Genomic DNA, 14,753 nt, shown 5'->3' on the forward strand with positions numbered 1-14,753 from the left:
CGGCTTCGCGTGAACTCAAAGACCCAGAATGCCGCCACCCAGCAGCAACAGCATCTTGGCATCCACCGCCACCCCCGCCGCACGGCGTTCGGCGATGAAGGCGGGGACATCGGACAGATTCACCCGGTGGACGGTGATCCGCTCGTCCGAATCGCCGCCGCCTTCGCCGACCTTCACCAGACCGGTCGCGCGAACCAAGGTGAAGCGCTCCGACGTCATGCCCGGCGACGAACAGAATTCGCCCAAAGCCTCGATCCGCGAAGGACGATAGCCGGTTTCCTCCTCCAGTTCGCGCGCGGCCCCGTCCAGCACCGCCTCGCCCTCGCTCTGGTCACCGATCAGCCCGGCGGGCATTTCCAGGCATGGCGCGCCCAGCGGCACGCGGAATTGCTCGACCAGCAGGATATGGCCGTCCTCCACCGCCAGAATGACGGCGGCGCGGATGTCGCGCGGACGGTGGGCATATTCCCAGGTGCCGCGCTTGCACAAAGCGAGGAAGCGCCCCTCGGCCAGCGTTTCGAGGGGGGCGTCCATACGGGGATCGGTCATAGCGAAATGGGTCTGTCCGGCAGTTCGTTGGTGTCGGCCGCCGTCTTGGGGAAATGCTCGGCCAGCACAAGCCCGATCCGCTCGATCGCCGCGCTCATGCCTTCGCCGACATTCCCCTTTGCGACATGCGGCAGCATTACCGCCATCGCCCGGCCCCAGGTTTCCGGCCCGACCTTCCCGGTCAGGCCGGAGTCGGCGACGATCTCCGCCATATGCTCGTCTTGGGAGAGATAGAGCAAAACGCCGTAGCGGCTGTCGGTCCGCCGCTCGGCCGAGACGCGGAACAGCAAGACCGCGCGCGCCCGGACGCGGGCATGGCGGATGCTCCGGGGCACCAGTGCGATGCGGCGCTTCACCGGGCCGAGCAGGGCGACGACGAGGGCGAAGACCAGAATCTGCGCGATCATCAACACCCCCAGGATCAGGTCCTCGCCCGGCGCGCTCCAGCCGTCATGGACCAGCGCCAGCAGCTTCAACCCCAGGCCGGGAAAGAGCGCCGCGAACAACGGCACCAGCAGCATCGCGCCTGCGCCATAGCAGAGCGCGACGTCGCGATACTCGTCCGACCGGCGGGCGACGATGGTCACGATCTCGGCGTCGGTGCTCGCCTCCGCCCGCGCAACGGCGGCGGTGACCAGATCGCTATCGGTATCGCTCAGCATATCACCAGTCCCCCGAGGCGCCGCCGCCGCCAAAATCGCCCCCGCCACCGCCGGTGAAGCCGCCGCCGAACCACGATCCGTCGCTGCCCCCGCCGGACGATCCGCCGCCCGAACTCCAGCCGCCGCCCGATCCGCCGCTGCCCCAGCCGGGCCCCCACAGGATGATCGGCCAGCCGCCACTGCCGCGCCGTCCGCCGCCACCACCGCGATCGTCGTCGTCATCGTCGTGGAAGCGCTGGCCCTGTTTGCGGCGAACCAAGGCCAGGACCACGAAAGCGCCGACGAACACCACCAGCACGATGAGGATCGGAAAGCCGTTGGCGTCACCGCCGCCGCGCCGATGCTGACGGTCGAACTCCTTGGCGGCCTCGGCCACTTTGGCCTGCGCCTCTTCGGGGGAAGCGCGGAGTTGGGCGATGACGGCGTCCGCCCCGGCGCCCAGCGCGCCCGAAATGTCGCTCGACTCGCGAAGGCGAGGCAGCATCAGGGTGCGGATCATCTGCGACGACCAGGCGTCGGTCAGGATCGGCTCCAGTCCGCGACCCACCTCTAGCCGGGGACCGCGCTGGCCCTTGCCCTCATTGGGCGCGACGAACAGGATCGCGCCATTGTCCGCGTCCTTCAGCCCGACGCCCCAGGCACGCCCCAGCCGATAGCCATAATCCTCGATGGGATAGCCTTGCAGGTCGGGGATGGTCGCGACCACCAACTGGCGGCCGGTATCCTTTTGCAGGGCCTCCAGCTTTTGTTCGAGCTGTGCCTTGGTCGCGGGGTCGATCTTGTTCGCCGCATCGACGACCAGCCCCTCGAACTTGGGAAAGGTCTGCGCCATGACCGGCATGGCGCAGAGGATCAGCCAGAACCCGAGAAATGGGCGGAACAACCGGGTCATGGGCGACCGATCAGCCGCCGAAATTCACCTTGGGCGCATTCTCGGCCCCCGGCGTGGTCGCCTGATAGGGGGTGATCGGCTTTGCACCATAGAAGACCTTCGCGCCGATCGCATCGGGGAAGGTGCGGATGCGGGTGTTATAGTCCTGCACCGCCTTGTTGTAATCGCCGATCGCGATGTTGATGCGGTTCTCGGTGCCTTCGAGCTGGCTCATGAAGGTCTGGAAATTGTCCTGGCTCTTCAGGTTCGGATAGGCCTCGACATTCGCCAGCAACCGGCCGAGCGAACCGCTGAGTTGCCCTTGCGCCTGTGCGAATTGCTGCATCTTGGCGGGGTCGGAAATATCGTCGGCGCTGACCTGTACCGAGGTCGCCCTGGCGCGGGCGTTGATCACCTCGGTCAGGATCGACTTTTCCGAGGCGGCGGCGCCCTTCACAGTCGCTTCCAGATTGGGGATCAGGTTGGCGCGACGCTGATAGGCGGCCTGGACATCGGCCCATTTCGCCTTCGCATTTTCCTCCGCCGTGGGCACGCTGTTCATGCCGCAGCCGGACAAAGCGACGGCCATCACGACCGGGGTCAGGGCAAGAACGGGACGACGCATTCGAATATTCCTCCGTCAACTGTCCGACACATATAAGACGCCACAACCGCTTGGCGAAGGGGAAAAGCGACGATAACCTAAAGCAAAGCAAACAGAGGGATTTGGCGATGCTCAAGGAATTTCGCGCCTTCATCGCGCGGGGCAATGTGCTGGACCTGGCGGTGGCGGTCATCATCGGGGCGGCGTTCAGCAAGATCGTCACCTCGCTGACCGACGATGTGTTGATGCCGGTGATCGGCAAGGTTTTCGGCGGGCTGGATTTCTCCAGCTATTTCCTGCGCATGGGGCCGATCCCGGCCAATTATGCGGGGTCGCTGAGCGACTATGCGGCGCTGAAGAAGGCGGGGGTGCCGCTGCTGGGTTATGGCGCGTTCGTGACCCAGGCGGTGAATTTCGTCATCGTCGCCTTCATCATCTTCCTGCTGGTCCGCACGGTGAACCGCGCGACGACGCTGTTCGAGAAGGAAAAGGCGCAGGCGGCGGCAGAGCCCAAGGCCGAGCCGACCGATATCGCGCTGCTCCGGGAAATCCGCGACGAACTGCGCGCGCGGCGTTCTTGATGGAATTTCCTGAATCACCCCGGCGAAGGCCGGGGCCCAGATGCCACCAAGATCGTGGCGCGCCATGACGTTGCGTGGGAGGCAATTTCATCCTTCACCGCAACTGGACCCCGGCCTTCGCCGGGGTGGCGCGGAGTTGGATGAGGTAAGGGGGATTTACGCCGCCGCCAGCTTCTTGGCGGTGGCGTCGGCCAGGCTGGTGCCGTCCAGGATACGCGCCGTCTCGTCGCGCACCCGCATCATCGCATGGCGGATGGCGCAGTCGGCTTCGCTCTTGCAGTCGTTGCAGGGGCGATAGGCGGTGCGGCTGACGCAGGGGACGAGCGCCAGCGGGCCCTCGATCGTGCGGATGATGTCGCCCAGCGAGATCATATGCGCGGGCCGGGCGAGGCGATAGCCGCCCATCTTGCCCCGCTGGCTGTCGAGCAGTTGCGCGCCCTTCAGATCGGCGAGGATCAGCTCCAGGAACTTGCGCGGCACGTTCGCCTCGGTCGCGATTCGCGTCATCGAGGTCGGCGGCCCTGCGACAGGCATCTCCGCCAGGAACAGCATCGCGCGCAACGCATAACGGGACCGCTGGGTCAACATGCAGGCCTCCATGGACCCAAAATGGGGCGAGCGAAAGGCATTTGCGTAAAGTCGTTCGGCTTCCTATATCCATCCGTGCCGGGTTTCACCCGGCTATGACGATAAACTGCGGCGAGTAATAGACGCAGCGGACCCGGGGGCAGTACCCGGCGGCTCCACCATAAAAGGTGGTGTACTTGGACACCGTTTCTGACGGGGCCGAACCAGGATCGACGTGTGTTGAAAAGCGCTGTTTTCGTTCGGAATGGGACCACCGCAACGGCCCATACTCACAAGTGCCAACGATAACGAAGCACTCGCGATTGCGGCGTAATTGAGGGCCTCACGGCCTGACATTACACCAAAATAGCGCGGTCGGACCCCACCGGGCAACAGAAGGGGAATCCAGCGGTACGGGGAGCACCGGGCAACAGAAGCTCCCCACTTTCCTGTTATTGAGAGGCGGATCGGTGTCAGCTTGGGTCTGGCTCCATCGTCCGCTCGCACTGAGCGAAGTCGAAGTGCATGGGGTGCGCTTGCGAGGGGAGACGCGTGGCCTTCGACTTCGCTCAGGCTGAACGGGGTGGGGGGATTTGCCTCATCTACTCTTCGACCCCGGCGAAGGCCGGGGCCCAGTTGCGGTGAGTCATCGAAGGCGGGCTGCCACTTGCCTCCCCCTCACCATCGTAGCGCGCCATCGGCTGCGCCGAACCTGGACCCCGGCCTTCTCCGGGGGCGGTAAAGAGGTTAAGGGGGAGGGGGACGCTTACACCTCCCGTGCCAGCGCCTTCAGCCGGTAGAGCGCATCCAGCGCCTCACGCGGGGACAGGGCATCGACGTCGAGTCGCTCCACCTCGGCCCGGATTGCGTCGCACTGTTCCTCCTCGATCTGTGCGGCGGCCGCGAACAGGGGCAGGTCGTCCAGACCCGCCGCCAGCCCGCCGGTCTTGGCGCGTCCCGCCTCCAGCTTGGCCAGCACCGCCTTGGCGCGCGCCACTGTCGCGGGCGGCATGCCCGCCAGCCGCGCCACGGCCAGGCCGTAGGAGCGATCCGCAGGGCCCTCCGACACCTCATGCAGCAGGACCAGCTCGCCCTTCCACTCCCGCGCGCGGACGTGGTGGAGCGACAGCGCCTCGCACCGCTCGGCCAGGCGGGTCAGTTCGTGATAATGGGTCGCGAACAGGCAGCGGCAGCGATTATCCTCATGGATCGCCTCCACCACCGCCCAGGCGATGGCGAGGCCGTCATAGGTGGAGGTGCCGCGCCCCACTTCGTCCAGGATCACGAAGCTGCGCGGCGTCGCCTGCGCCAGGATCGCGGCGGTCTCGACCATCTCGACCATGAAGGTCGAGCGTCCGCGCGCAAGGTTGTCCGACGCGCCGACCCGGCTGAACAGCCGGTCGATCAGGCCGATCTTCGCGTGCGTCGCAGGCACATAGGACCCCGCTTGCGCCAGCACCGCGATCAGCGCATTCTGGCGCAGGAAGGTCGACTTGCCGCCCATGTTCGGCCCCGTCACCAGCCAGAGCCGCGACGACTCCGACAGCGAACAGTCATTGGCGACGAACCGCTCGCTCGAGCGCGCCACGGCGGCCTCGACCACGGGATGGCGGCCCCCGGTCACCTCGAAGCACGCATGATCGACCAGTTCGGGCCGCACCCAGCCGCCCTCGACCGCGCGTTCGGCGAGGCCGCTCGCCACGTCCAGCCGGGCGAGCGCGTCCGCCGTCGCGGCGATCCCCTCGCGCGAGGCGAGCGCGGCGGCGGTCAGTTCCTCCAGATGCGCGGCTTCGGCGGCGAGCGCATGGGCCCCGGCCTGCGCGACCTTGCTGGCGACCTCGTGCAGTTCGGGCGTGTTGAAGCGGACCACGCCCGCCAGCGTCTGGCGATGGGTAAAGCCCGAATCCGGCTTCATCAGCGCATCGGCGGAGCGCGCGGGCACCTCCACATGATAGCCCAGCACGCCGTTGTGGCGGATCTTCAGCGCGGTGATGCCGGTCTTCTGGCGGAACTCCGCCTCCAGCGCGGCGATGGCGCGGCGGCCTCCGGCTCCGGTGTCGCGCAGATCGTCGAGCGCCACGTCATAGCCCGCCGCGATATAGCCGCCCTCGCTCGCCTCGATCGGGGGCGAGGGGACCAGCGCGCGGCGGAGCAGGTCGATCAACTCGCCATGCCCACGCAGGCGTGGGCAAGTCTCGCGAAGCAGGGGAGGGCCGTCGCTCAATTGCTCGGACAGCGCCCAGGCCCCGTCCAGCCCGTCGCGCAACTGCCCCAGATCGCGAGGGGAACCTCGACCCGCCGCGATCCGCCCGATCGCGCGGCCAATGTCCGGGAGCGCCCGCAGCGCCGCGCGCAACCGTTCGCGAAGCGCGGCGTCGTCATGGAAATGCTGCACCAGATCGAGCCGCGCCTCGATCGTATCCCGGTCCATCAGGGGCGCGCCGATATCCCCCGCCAGCGCACGGGCCCCCGCGCCCGTCACCGTGCGGTCCACCGCGTCGAGCAGCGAGCCTTTCCGCTGGCCGCTCGCGGTCTGGGTCAGTTCCAGGCTCTCGCGGGTCGCGGCGTCGATCGCCATCGCGCCCGCCGCCTGGGTCAGAACCGGCGGGCGCAGGAAGGGTAGCGCCCCCTTGGCCGTATGGTCGAGATAGGCGACCAAGCCCCCCGCCGCCGACAGCCCCGCCCGGCTGAACTGGCCGAACCCGTCCAGCGTTGCGACGCCGTACAGCCGCTTCAACCGATCCTCGCCGCTCCCGCTGTCGAAGGTCGAGGAAGGACGCAGCGTGGTGGCCGCATCGACGTGGGCCGCATTCTCGGCGGCGACGACCTCGGCGGCGGCCAGGCGGGCGAGTTCGGCCCCCAGCGCATCGGCCTTCACGTCGATCACCACGAACCGCCCGGTCGAGATATCGGCGGCGGCCAGCGCCACCGCGCCGCCCGCCTCGCCGATCGCGACGCACCAGTTATCGGACCTCGCGTCGAGCAGCGCCTCCTCGGTCAGCGTACCCGCCGTCACCACGCGGACGATCCCGCGCGCGACCAGCGCCTTGGACCCGGCGCGCGCCTTGGCCTCGGCGGGGGTTTCGGTCTGCTCGGCGATGGCGACGCGGTGCCCGGCCTTGATGAGCCGTTGCAGATAGGCGGTGGCGGCATGGACCGGCACGCCGCACATCGGGATCTTCTCGCCGCCATGCTCCCCGCGCGAGGTCAGCGCGATGTCGAGCACGCCCGACGCGATCCGTGCATCGTCGAAGAACAGTTCGAAAAAGTCGCCCATGCGATAGAAGAGCAGGCAATCCTCGGCCTCGGCCTTCAGCGTCAGATATTGCGCCATCATCGGGGTGGGGGTGGTCATCGGGGCGTCGGTTCCAGATTCGAAAACGTCGAGGGCGAAAGAGGCCGAGCCGTTGGCGGCGACCCAAGGTGGAGCGGGATGTCGGGCTATAGCGGGCCGACAATCGGCTGGCGAGGCTTGGAGCCGTGGCTCCACGCCGCGACCGGCCGATGGTGCGATGCGGCATGACCGGCCGGGCGGCAAAAGTGCCGCGTGACAGGGTTGTCAGCCGTACGCGAAAGCTTCAAGAGCCTTAACGTCCTCAGTATTCACAGCATCGAAGGCCGCGCGCATGTCCGACGAACCTACCGACCAGTTCTCCGAGCGCGAGGCCCTGCTGTTCCATTCCGAGGGACGGCCCGGCAAGATCGAGATCATCGCGTCCAAGCCGATGGCGACGCAGCGCGACCTGGCGCTGGCCTATTCGCCCGGCGTCGCGGTGCCCGTGCTCGCCATCGCGGACGACCCTGCGCTGGCCTATGACTATACCGCCAAGGGCAATCTGGTCGCCGTCATCTCCAACGGCACCGCGATCCTGGGCCTCGGCAATCTCGGCGCTCTCGCCTCCAAGCCGGTGATGGAGGGCAAGGCGGTGCTCTTCAAGCGCTTCGCCGATGTCGACTCGATCGATATCGAACTCAAGACCGAGGATGTCGACCGGATCATCGACGCGGTCGAATTGATGGAGCCGAGCTTCGGCGGCATCAATCTCGAGGATATCAAGGCCCCCGAATGCTTCATCATCGAGCAGACCCTGCGCGAGCGGATGAACATCCCGGTGTTCCATGACGACCAGCACGGCACCGCGATCATCTGTGCGGCGGGCCTCATCAACGCCTGCCTGCTGACCAAGCGTCGGCTGGACGAGATCAAGGTCGTGGTCAACGGCGCGGGCGCGGCGGCGATCGCCTGCACCGAGCTGATGAAGGCGATGGGCGTCCGGCACGAGAACGTCATCATGTGCGACCGGACCGGCGTGATCTATCAGGGCCGCGAGGATATCAACCAGTGGCAGTCGGCGCATGCCGCCGTCACCGACCGCCGCACCCTGACCGAAGCCCTGTCGGGGGCGGACGTGTTCCTGGGCCTGTCGGCGGCGGGCGCGCTGAAGCCCGAGATGGTCAAGGACATGGCCCCCTCGCCGATCATCTTCGCCATGGCCAATCCGGAGCCGGAGATCCGCCCCGAACTCGCCAAGGCCGCGCGCCCCGACGCGATCGTCGCCACCGGGCGTTCGGACTATCCGAACCAGGTCAACAACGTCATCGGCTTCCCCTTCATCTTCCGCGGTGCGCTCGACGTGCGCGCGACCGGCATCAATGACGAGATGAAGATCGCCGCCGCCAACGCGATCGCCGAACTGGCGCGCCAGCGCGTGCCGGAAGAGGTGGCGCTGGCCTACGGCACGCAGCACAGCTTCGGCCCCGAATATATCATCCCCGCCCCGTTCGACCCGCGCCTGATGGAGCTCGTCCCCTCGGCGGTGGCCAAGGCGGCGATGGATTCGGGCGTGGCGACGCGGCCGATCCTCGACATGGATGCCTATCGCCAGAAGCTGCGCGCGCGCCTCAACCCGACCACCTCGGTCCTGACGCTGGCCTATGAAGGCGCGCGGGCGCATCCCAAGCGCGTGCTGTTCGCGGAAGGCGAAGAGGAAGTCGTGCTGCGCGCCGCCATCGCCTTCAAGGAAGGCGGCTATGGCATTCCGGTGCTGGTCGGGCGCGACGACGTCTATGACCGGTTGAAGGCGCTGGGCGTCACCAACCCGCAGGAATATGAAGTCCATAACAGCCGCACCTCCGAGATGGTGCCGCAGATGGTCGACTTCCTGTACGAGCGGCTCCAGCGGCGCGGCTATCTCCGCCGCGATGCCGAGCGGCTGATCAACCAGGATCGCAACATCTTCGGCTCGGTCATGCTGCAACTGGGCCAGGCCGATGCGATGATCACCGGCATCACGCGGACCTATGCGCAGAGCTTCCGCGAGATCCGCCGGGTGATCGACCCGGTCGACGGCAAGGTGCCGTTCGGCATCCACCTGCTGGTCGGGCAGAGCCACACGGTGTTCATCGCCGACACCACGGTCAACGAGCGTCCCTCCGCCGAGGAACTGGCCGACATCGCCGAGCGGACCGCCGCCGTCGCGCGGCGCATGGGGCATGAGCCGCGCGTCGCCTTCCTGTCCTATTCGACCTTCGGCAACCCGGAAGGCCAGTGGATCGACAATATCCGCGACGGCGTGGCGGTGCTCGACCAGCGGCAGGTCGGTTTCGAATATGAGGGCGACATGGCGCCCGACGTCGCGCTGAACCCAAAGCAGATGGCGAACTTCCCCTTCTCGCGCCTGTCGGGCCCGGCGAACGTCCTCATCATGCCGGGGCTCCAGTCGGCGAACATCTCCGCCAAGCTGCTGCGCGAACTGGGCGGCGATTCCATGATCGGCCCGATGCTGATCGGTATGGAAAAGCCGGTGCAGATCGCGCCGATGACCTCGACGGCGGGCGATCTGGTGACGCTGGCGGTGCTGGCAGCGGGCGGCATCGCGCGCTGATTTTCATCGGACGGTACGGAAAGGGGCCGGGCAGCGCGTTTTGCCCGGCCCTTTTTGTGCGAGGTTCGGTCGCTTGCCGAAGCGATCAGGCGGCCCCTGTCCAAGCCGCGGGACGCTCCAGGATCACCCGCACCGCGCGAACATCCCCACCGATCGCCACACAGGGTCGCAGGACGCGGTCCGTTTCGACAAAGCCCAGCTTGGCAAGGACCCGGCCCGAGGCGGGATTGTCCTCGAAATATCCCGAGGTCAGCGCGGGAAGGCCGAGATGGTCGAAGCCGAAGGCGATGACCGCCCGCGCGGCCTCGGTCATCAGACCGTGCCCCCAATGCGCGGGCGCCAGCCAATAGCCGAGTTCGGCCATATCGGCATGTTCTTGCGGCGTCAGTCCGACCACGCCCACCAGATGATCGGAACCGCGAAGGGTGATGGCCCATACCCATTCCGCAGGCACGATCCGCTCGAGAAAGAATCGGGCGTCGTCCGGAGTATAGGGATAGGGCACGCGCGCCAGCCGACGGGCGACGTCCCAGTCTCCCACCGCGTTCACGATGGCGTCGACGTCACGATCCGCTGGCCGGCGTAGCGACAGTCGCTCCGTTTGCAGGTCGGGGCGGTGATCGAGCAATCTTGGCATGACGGGCTCTCTGCAAGGCATCGGTCCGGATCATGCCTTCGCGGTTCGCATTTGCCGAGGGGCGTTCTTACCGAGCGCTTTGGGGCGGATCGACCTTTATCAAATCAAGAGTTCAAGCGAAGACGCCTTTTTGCGCGCGGAGGCGCGGAGGACGCAGAGAATTCCAGTTCGCGCGGCGGTGCCCCTCACTGATCGTCAGATGAAGAATGAACCCCTGTCGCCCCGCGCACGACATCTCTGCGTCCTCCGCGCCTCCGCGCGACCATAATCTTCGCGTCTTCGCGTGAAAATGATTTCCGATCGGCCCTGAGGCCGCTTCATCACGCCCGCTTCGGGAGAGGCGATTATGGGCAGAATTGTGGGGGCGTACTCCCCCTATCGGAAGGGCGACGCTCCTCCATCAGGCCTTCGGCCTCCCATCTCCCTTTCCAGAGAAAAAAAGGGCAATGTCGATGGAGTCTGTAAAAAAGGGCGGCAAACGCATCCCCGCGCCGCCGCCCCTTTGTCTGTCCGATCGCCCGCACCGCGCGGGCTCGGCGCTTACGCCTCGCTGCGATCGCCGTAATTGGCGAGTTCGTCGCCCATGATGCGGGTGACGTGCAGCACGTTGGTCGAACCCGGCGTGCGGAAGGGGACGCCTGCCATCAGCACGACCTGGTTGCCCGCCTCGGCGATGCCGTGGCGCAGCGCCATGCGCTTGGACTTGGCGACCATTTCCTCGAAGGATTCGACGTCGCGGGTGTGGACTGCGTGACAGCCCCAGAGCAGGCCCAGGCGGCGTGCCGTCTCCAACTGCGGCGTCAGGACCAGGATCGGCACCGAGGGTCGCTCGCGCGCGACGCGGCGGGCGGTCGATCCGCTGGAGGTGAAGCAGATGATCGCCTTGGACGACACGGTGTTGGTGATCCGGGCCGCCGCCTCGGCCAGCGCGTCGGCGGTGGTCGGGTCGGGGGTCATCGCGGTGAAGTGAATGCGCTCGCCATGGCCGGGGTCGTTTTCCACCGACACGCCGATCGCGTTCATCATCGCGACCGACTCGACCGGCCACGCACCCGCCGCCGATTCGGCCGACAGCATGATCGCGTCCGCGCCGTCATAGATGGCGGTCGCCACGTCCGACACCTCGGCGCGGGTGGGCGAGGGGCTCTGGATCATCGATTCGAGCATCTGCGTCGCGACGACGACCGGACGGCCCATGCGGCGCGACACCTCGACGATGCGCTTCTGGAGCGGCGGCACCGCCTGGGGCGGCAGTTCGACGCCCAGGTCGCCGCGCGCGACCATCACGCCGTCGCACTGCTCGACGATCTCTTCGAGCCGGTCGATCGCCTGCGGCTTCTCGATCTTGGCGAGCAGCGCGGCGCGCCCCTTGATGAGGCCGCGCGCTTCCATCAGATCCTCGGGCCGCTGCACGAAGGACAGCGCGATCCAGTCCACGCCCTGTTCGACCGCGAAGGCCAGGTCGGAACGATCCTTCTCGGTCAGCGCGGCCATGGGCAGCACCACGTCGGGGACGTTCAACCCCTTGTTGTTGGACAGCGCACCACCGACTTCGACCAGAGTCGTGATCTTGTCGGCGTCATGGAACGCCACGCGCAGCACCAGCTTGCCGTCGTCGAGCAACAGACGCGCACCCGGCTCGATCGCGGCGAAGATTTCCTTGTGGGGCAGTTCGACGCGGGTCGCATCGCCCGGCGTCGGATCGCGGTCGAGAACGAAAGTGCTGCCGGTTTCCAGCATCACCTTGCCCTCGGCGAACTTGCCGACGCGCAGCTTCGGGCCCTGAAGATCGGCCAGGATCGTCGTCGGGCGACCGAATCGCTCCTCCAGTGACCTGATTGCCTGGATCAGCGGAACCTTGGACTGCTGGTCGCCATGGCTCATATTGATTCGGAAGGCGTCGGCCCCTGCCTGAAACAGGGTGGCGATCGTTTCGGGATCGCTGCTGGCCGGGCCAAGCGTGGCGAGGACGCGGACTTTGCGTGAACGCGGTGGGAGGGCCTGGGTCATGATCACATCCTGCTTCTTTGCGGCCAGTGTCCTAAAGCCTAATGCGTTACGATCAACCTAGGAGCGACGAATATGGCCGATACCGTGGATGCATTGAATGCAATCGATGACAAAGCAGCGGCGGCGGCGTTTCGGCGGCTGGTCCTGCATTTGCGTCACCGGACGGACGCGCAGAATGTCGATTTGATGGGGCTGGCGGGCTTTTGCCGCAACTGCCTGTCCGACTGGGTGGGCGAGGCGGCCGGGGTCGACAAGGCGACCGCACGCGAAGCGATCTACGGCATGCCCTATGACCAGTGGAAGGCGGAGCATCAGGTCGAGGCGACGCCGGAGCAACTGGCGCGCATGGCCGAAAGCGTGAAGAGGAACCGTTAACGCCCGCTTGAGCCGAGGCCCGGAACCGCCTAGACCCGCGCCGATCCCGACATCCGCGCCGGACCGACCTTGCCCCCGGGCGAGGCCTTGGTCGTGGCGGCGGGGTCATGGGGGCAGACAGGATTTCAAAGGGTTAGAGACATGGCGGACGAGAATTTCGACAGCAGCGGCAATGTGACGGCGGACGAACTGCGCCTGCTGATCGAACGCGCGGAGCGGCTGGAAGAAGAGAAGAAGGGCATTTCGGACGACATCAAGGACGTCTTCGCCGAAGCCAAGGCACGTGGGTATGACCCCAAGGCGATCAAGAAGATCATGCAGATCCGCAAGAAGAAGCGCGAGGAATATCAGGAAGAGGAAGCCATCCTCGAAGTGTATATGAAGGCGCTGGGTATGATCTGATCCCGCTTTCGGGTTCGGATATGCGGAGGGCGGCGGGGCTTGTGGCTCCGTCGCCCTTTGTTTGTGGCGGGCGGTGGGGCTTGGCCTTCGACTTCGGCGCATAGCGCCGAAGTCCTGGGTCGTCCACCCAAGCCGCGGAATCGTGATCGACCGCTTCCCCGTCAGATCGGTGCGGCACACGAACAAATCCCGGCTCTCGATATAGGCGATCAGCCGCTTCACCCGGCCCAGCGAACTGGTGCCATAGGTTTCCGCGATCTTGGTATCCGGCGGGCAGGGCAGCCCCTCCCGCGCCGCGCGCGCGACCAGCAGGAACGCGCCCAGCATATCGTCGGGGAGCATCCCCGCCAGCGCCAGAGCCTCCTGCCAGTCGGGATCGCTGACATCGAAAATTCCCGCCCGCGCGCAGGACAGGCGGCGCGCGAAGCCGTTCAGGTCGAGCGGCGGCCGGGCCAGCCCCGCCATCCGGCAGCGCACCTGGAAATCCTGGAACAGGACCGAGGCAGGGCGGAAGGTCGATTCGGGGTCGTCGACGATGGCGCGCAGCACCTGTTCATAAATCGCCTCGACCTCGCTCTCGTCCATTTCCGGTGCGGGCGGGGCGGCGGTGGTCGGTAGAGGCGGACGCCCCAGATCGGCCATGAGTTCCTCGGCGGGCACCCGGCGCGGGCGCGGGTCGAAGGTCATCGGCAGGGTCGGCGCTTCCTCGACCGGCGCGAAGAGCAGTTCCTGCAAGTCCGGCGGCGGCGCGTCGGGCAGGGGGGTCAGTTTGGGGCTGCCCGAGCGGGCCGAGGTTTCGACCGCGCCGATCTTCACCGTGATCGGCCGCCGCGACACGGCGGGTCCGAGCGCCAGGAAGGTGCCGCGCGCCAGGTCGCGGATCGAGTCGGCCTGGCGCCGCTCCATGCCGAGCAGGTCGGCGGCGCGCGCCATGTCGATGTCCAGGAAGGTGCGGCCCATCAGGAAGTTGGACGCTTCCGCCGCGACATTCTTGGCCAGCTTGGCGAGTCGCTGGGTGGCGATCACCCCCGCCAGCCCGCGCTTGCGCCCGCGACACATCAGATTGGTCATGGCCGACAGCGACGCGCGGCGGACCTCTTCCGTCACTTCACCGCCGGTGGTGGGAGCGAACAATTGCGCCTCGTCCACCACCACCAGCGCCGGATACCAATGCTCGCGCGGGGCATCGAACAGCGCGTTGAGGAAGGTCGCGGCGCAGCGCATCTGCCCCTCGATCTCCAGCCCTTCGAGACTCAGGACGACCGAGGCGCGGTGTTCGCGAATCCGCGAGGCGAAACGCCCGACCTCGCGTTCGGCATAGTCGCCCGCTTCGATCACGACATGGCCGTAAGCCTTCGACAAGGTGACGAAATCGCCCTCGGGGTCGATCACCACCTGCTGTACCTGGCCCGCCGATTTCTCGAGCAGCCGGCGCAGCAGATGCGACTTTCCCGAGCCCGAATTGCCCTGCACCAGCAGGCGGGTCGCCAGCAGTTCCTCAAGATCGATCGGCACCGACGAGCCACGCTCATCGGTTCCCATATCCACGCGTACCGTCATGACTCTGGCGTTTGGCCGATCAACGCCCCAAGGGGCAAGGCATTTGATTC

General features: G+C 66.8%; 12 protein-coding genes, 1 other RNA gene and 1 pseudogene. 5 read left to right on the forward strand and 9 right to left on the reverse strand.

Annotated features, from left to right (window positions below):
- Positions 1-15 precede the first annotated feature (15 nt).
- Genes SM191_RS15270 through SM191_RS15285 form a run of 4 tightly spaced genes read right to left on the reverse strand, consistent with a single transcriptional unit; the run spans position 16 to position 2,707 of the window.
- Positions 16-549 (reverse strand): NUDIX hydrolase, encoded by a 534-nt coding sequence (locus tag SM191_RS15270; RefSeq protein WP_341506949.1) that lies wholly within the window; start codon positions 547-549, stop codon positions 16-18.
- Positions 546-1,211, reverse strand: coding sequence for a TPM domain-containing protein (locus SM191_RS15275; protein WP_341506950.1), 666 nt, complete (start codon positions 1,209-1,211; stop codon positions 546-548). The genes SM191_RS15270 and SM191_RS15275 overlap by 4 nt, the downstream gene beginning before the upstream one ends.
- Position 1,212: 1 nt before the next feature.
- Entirely contained in the window at positions 1,213-2,103 is an 891-nt protein-coding gene (locus SM191_RS15280; protein WP_445949872.1) for a TPM domain-containing protein, read from the reverse strand.
- A 10-nt stretch (positions 2,104-2,113) separates the two neighbouring features.
- Entirely contained in the window at positions 2,114-2,707 is a 594-nt protein-coding gene (locus tag SM191_RS15285; protein ID WP_307002600.1) for a LemA family protein, read from the reverse strand.
- Positions 2,708-2,814: 107 nt separating this feature from the next.
- On the opposite strand from SM191_RS15285, the gene mscL reads away from it, so the two are divergent.
- Positions 2,815-3,267 (forward strand): large conductance mechanosensitive channel protein MscL, encoded by a 453-nt coding sequence (gene mscL, locus SM191_RS15290; protein WP_341506951.1) that lies wholly within the window; start codon positions 2,815-2,817, stop codon positions 3,265-3,267.
- 156 nt (positions 3,268-3,423) lie between these two features.
- Here mscL and SM191_RS15295 read toward each other — a convergent pair whose 3' ends face one another.
- Positions 3,424-3,855, reverse strand: a complete 432-nt coding sequence (locus SM191_RS15295; protein ID WP_307002597.1) for an RrF2 family transcriptional regulator — start codon at positions 3,853-3,855, stop codon at positions 3,424-3,426.
- Between the two features lie 37 nt (positions 3,856-3,892).
- On the opposite strand from SM191_RS15295, the gene ssrA reads away from it, so the two are divergent.
- Positions 3,893-4,242, forward strand: a transfer-messenger RNA (tmRNA) gene (gene ssrA, locus SM191_RS15300).
- A 358-nt stretch (positions 4,243-4,600) separates the two neighbouring features.
- Here ssrA and mutS read toward each other — a convergent pair.
- On the reverse strand, positions 4,601-7,171 hold the full coding sequence (gene mutS / locus SM191_RS15305; RefSeq protein WP_341506973.1) for a DNA mismatch repair protein MutS: 2,571 nt from the start codon (positions 7,169-7,171) through the stop codon (positions 4,601-4,603).
- 289 nt (positions 7,172-7,460) lie between these two features.
- On the opposite strand from mutS, the gene SM191_RS15310 reads away from it, so the two are divergent.
- Entirely contained in the window at positions 7,461-9,719 is a 2,259-nt protein-coding gene (locus tag SM191_RS15310) for an NADP-dependent malic enzyme (RefSeq protein WP_341506952.1), read from the forward strand.
- 85 nt (positions 9,720-9,804) lie between these two features.
- On the opposite strand, the gene SM191_RS15315 is transcribed toward SM191_RS15310, so the two are convergent.
- Positions 9,805-10,356, reverse strand: a complete 552-nt coding sequence (locus SM191_RS15315) for a GNAT family N-acetyltransferase (protein ID WP_341506953.1) — start codon at positions 10,354-10,356, stop codon at positions 9,805-9,807.
- 540 nt (positions 10,357-10,896) lie between these two features.
- A complete protein-coding gene (pyk, locus tag SM191_RS15320) occupies positions 10,897-12,366 on the reverse strand; it encodes a pyruvate kinase (protein ID WP_341506954.1) in 1,470 nt (489 codons plus the stop codon).
- 72 nt (positions 12,367-12,438) lie between these two features.
- Between pyk and SM191_RS15325 the strand changes: the two genes are divergently transcribed.
- Together SM191_RS15325 and SM191_RS15330 are read left to right on the forward strand one after the other, a co-directional pair.
- Positions 12,439-12,741, forward strand: a complete 303-nt coding sequence (locus SM191_RS15325) for a DUF1244 domain-containing protein (protein ID WP_341506955.1) — start codon at positions 12,439-12,441, stop codon at positions 12,739-12,741.
- Positions 12,742-12,882: 141 nt separating this feature from the next.
- Positions 12,883-13,143 (forward strand): DUF2312 domain-containing protein, encoded by a 261-nt coding sequence (locus SM191_RS15330; RefSeq protein ID WP_058746354.1) that lies wholly within the window; start codon positions 12,883-12,885, stop codon positions 13,141-13,143.
- A gap of 114 nt (positions 13,144-13,257) precedes the next feature.
- Here the strand turns inward: SM191_RS15330 and SM191_RS15335 are convergent.
- Positions 13,258-14,703, reverse strand: a pseudogene (locus SM191_RS15335) (helicase HerA domain-containing protein); the annotation flags it as partial.
- Positions 14,704-14,753 lie beyond the last annotated feature (50 nt).

The sequence above is a fragment of the Sphingomonas sp. 2378 genome, from assembly GCF_038084995.1.
Lineage (GTDB): Bacteria > Pseudomonadota > Alphaproteobacteria > Sphingomonadales > Sphingomonadaceae > Sphingomonas.

Coding starts and splice junctions, on each gene's coding strand:
- SM191_RS15270 (WP_341506949.1), bottom strand. CDS start 549: ATGACCGATCCCCGTATGGACGCCCCCCTCGAAACGCTGGCCGAGGGG.
- SM191_RS15275 (WP_341506950.1), bottom strand. CDS start 1,211: ATGCTGAGCGATACCGATAGCGATCTGGTCACCGCCGCCGTTGCGCGG.
- SM191_RS15280 (WP_445949872.1), bottom strand. CDS start 2,103: ATGACCCGGTTGTTCCGCCCATTTCTCGGGTTCTGGCTGATCCTCTGC.
- SM191_RS15285 (WP_307002600.1), bottom strand. CDS start 2,707: ATGCGTCGTCCCGTTCTTGCCCTGACCCCGGTCGTGATGGCCGTCGCT.
- mscL (WP_341506951.1), top strand. CDS start 2,815: ATGCTCAAGGAATTTCGCGCCTTCATCGCGCGGGGCAATGTGCTGGAC.
- SM191_RS15295 (WP_307002597.1), bottom strand. CDS start 3,855: ATGTTGACCCAGCGGTCCCGTTATGCGTTGCGCGCGATGCTGTTCCTG.
- mutS (WP_341506973.1), bottom strand. CDS start 7,171: ATGATGGCGCAATATCTGACGCTGAAGGCCGAGGCCGAGGATTGCCTG.
- SM191_RS15310 (WP_341506952.1), top strand. CDS start 7,461: ATGTCCGACGAACCTACCGACCAGTTCTCCGAGCGCGAGGCCCTGCTG.
- SM191_RS15315 (WP_341506953.1), bottom strand. CDS start 10,356: ATGCCAAGATTGCTCGATCACCGCCCCGACCTGCAAACGGAGCGACTG.
- pyk (WP_341506954.1), bottom strand. CDS start 12,366: ATGACCCAGGCCCTCCCACCGCGTTCACGCAAAGTCCGCGTCCTCGCC.
- SM191_RS15325 (WP_341506955.1), top strand. CDS start 12,439: ATGGCCGATACCGTGGATGCATTGAATGCAATCGATGACAAAGCAGCG.
- SM191_RS15330 (WP_058746354.1), top strand. CDS start 12,883: ATGGCGGACGAGAATTTCGACAGCAGCGGCAATGTGACGGCGGACGAA.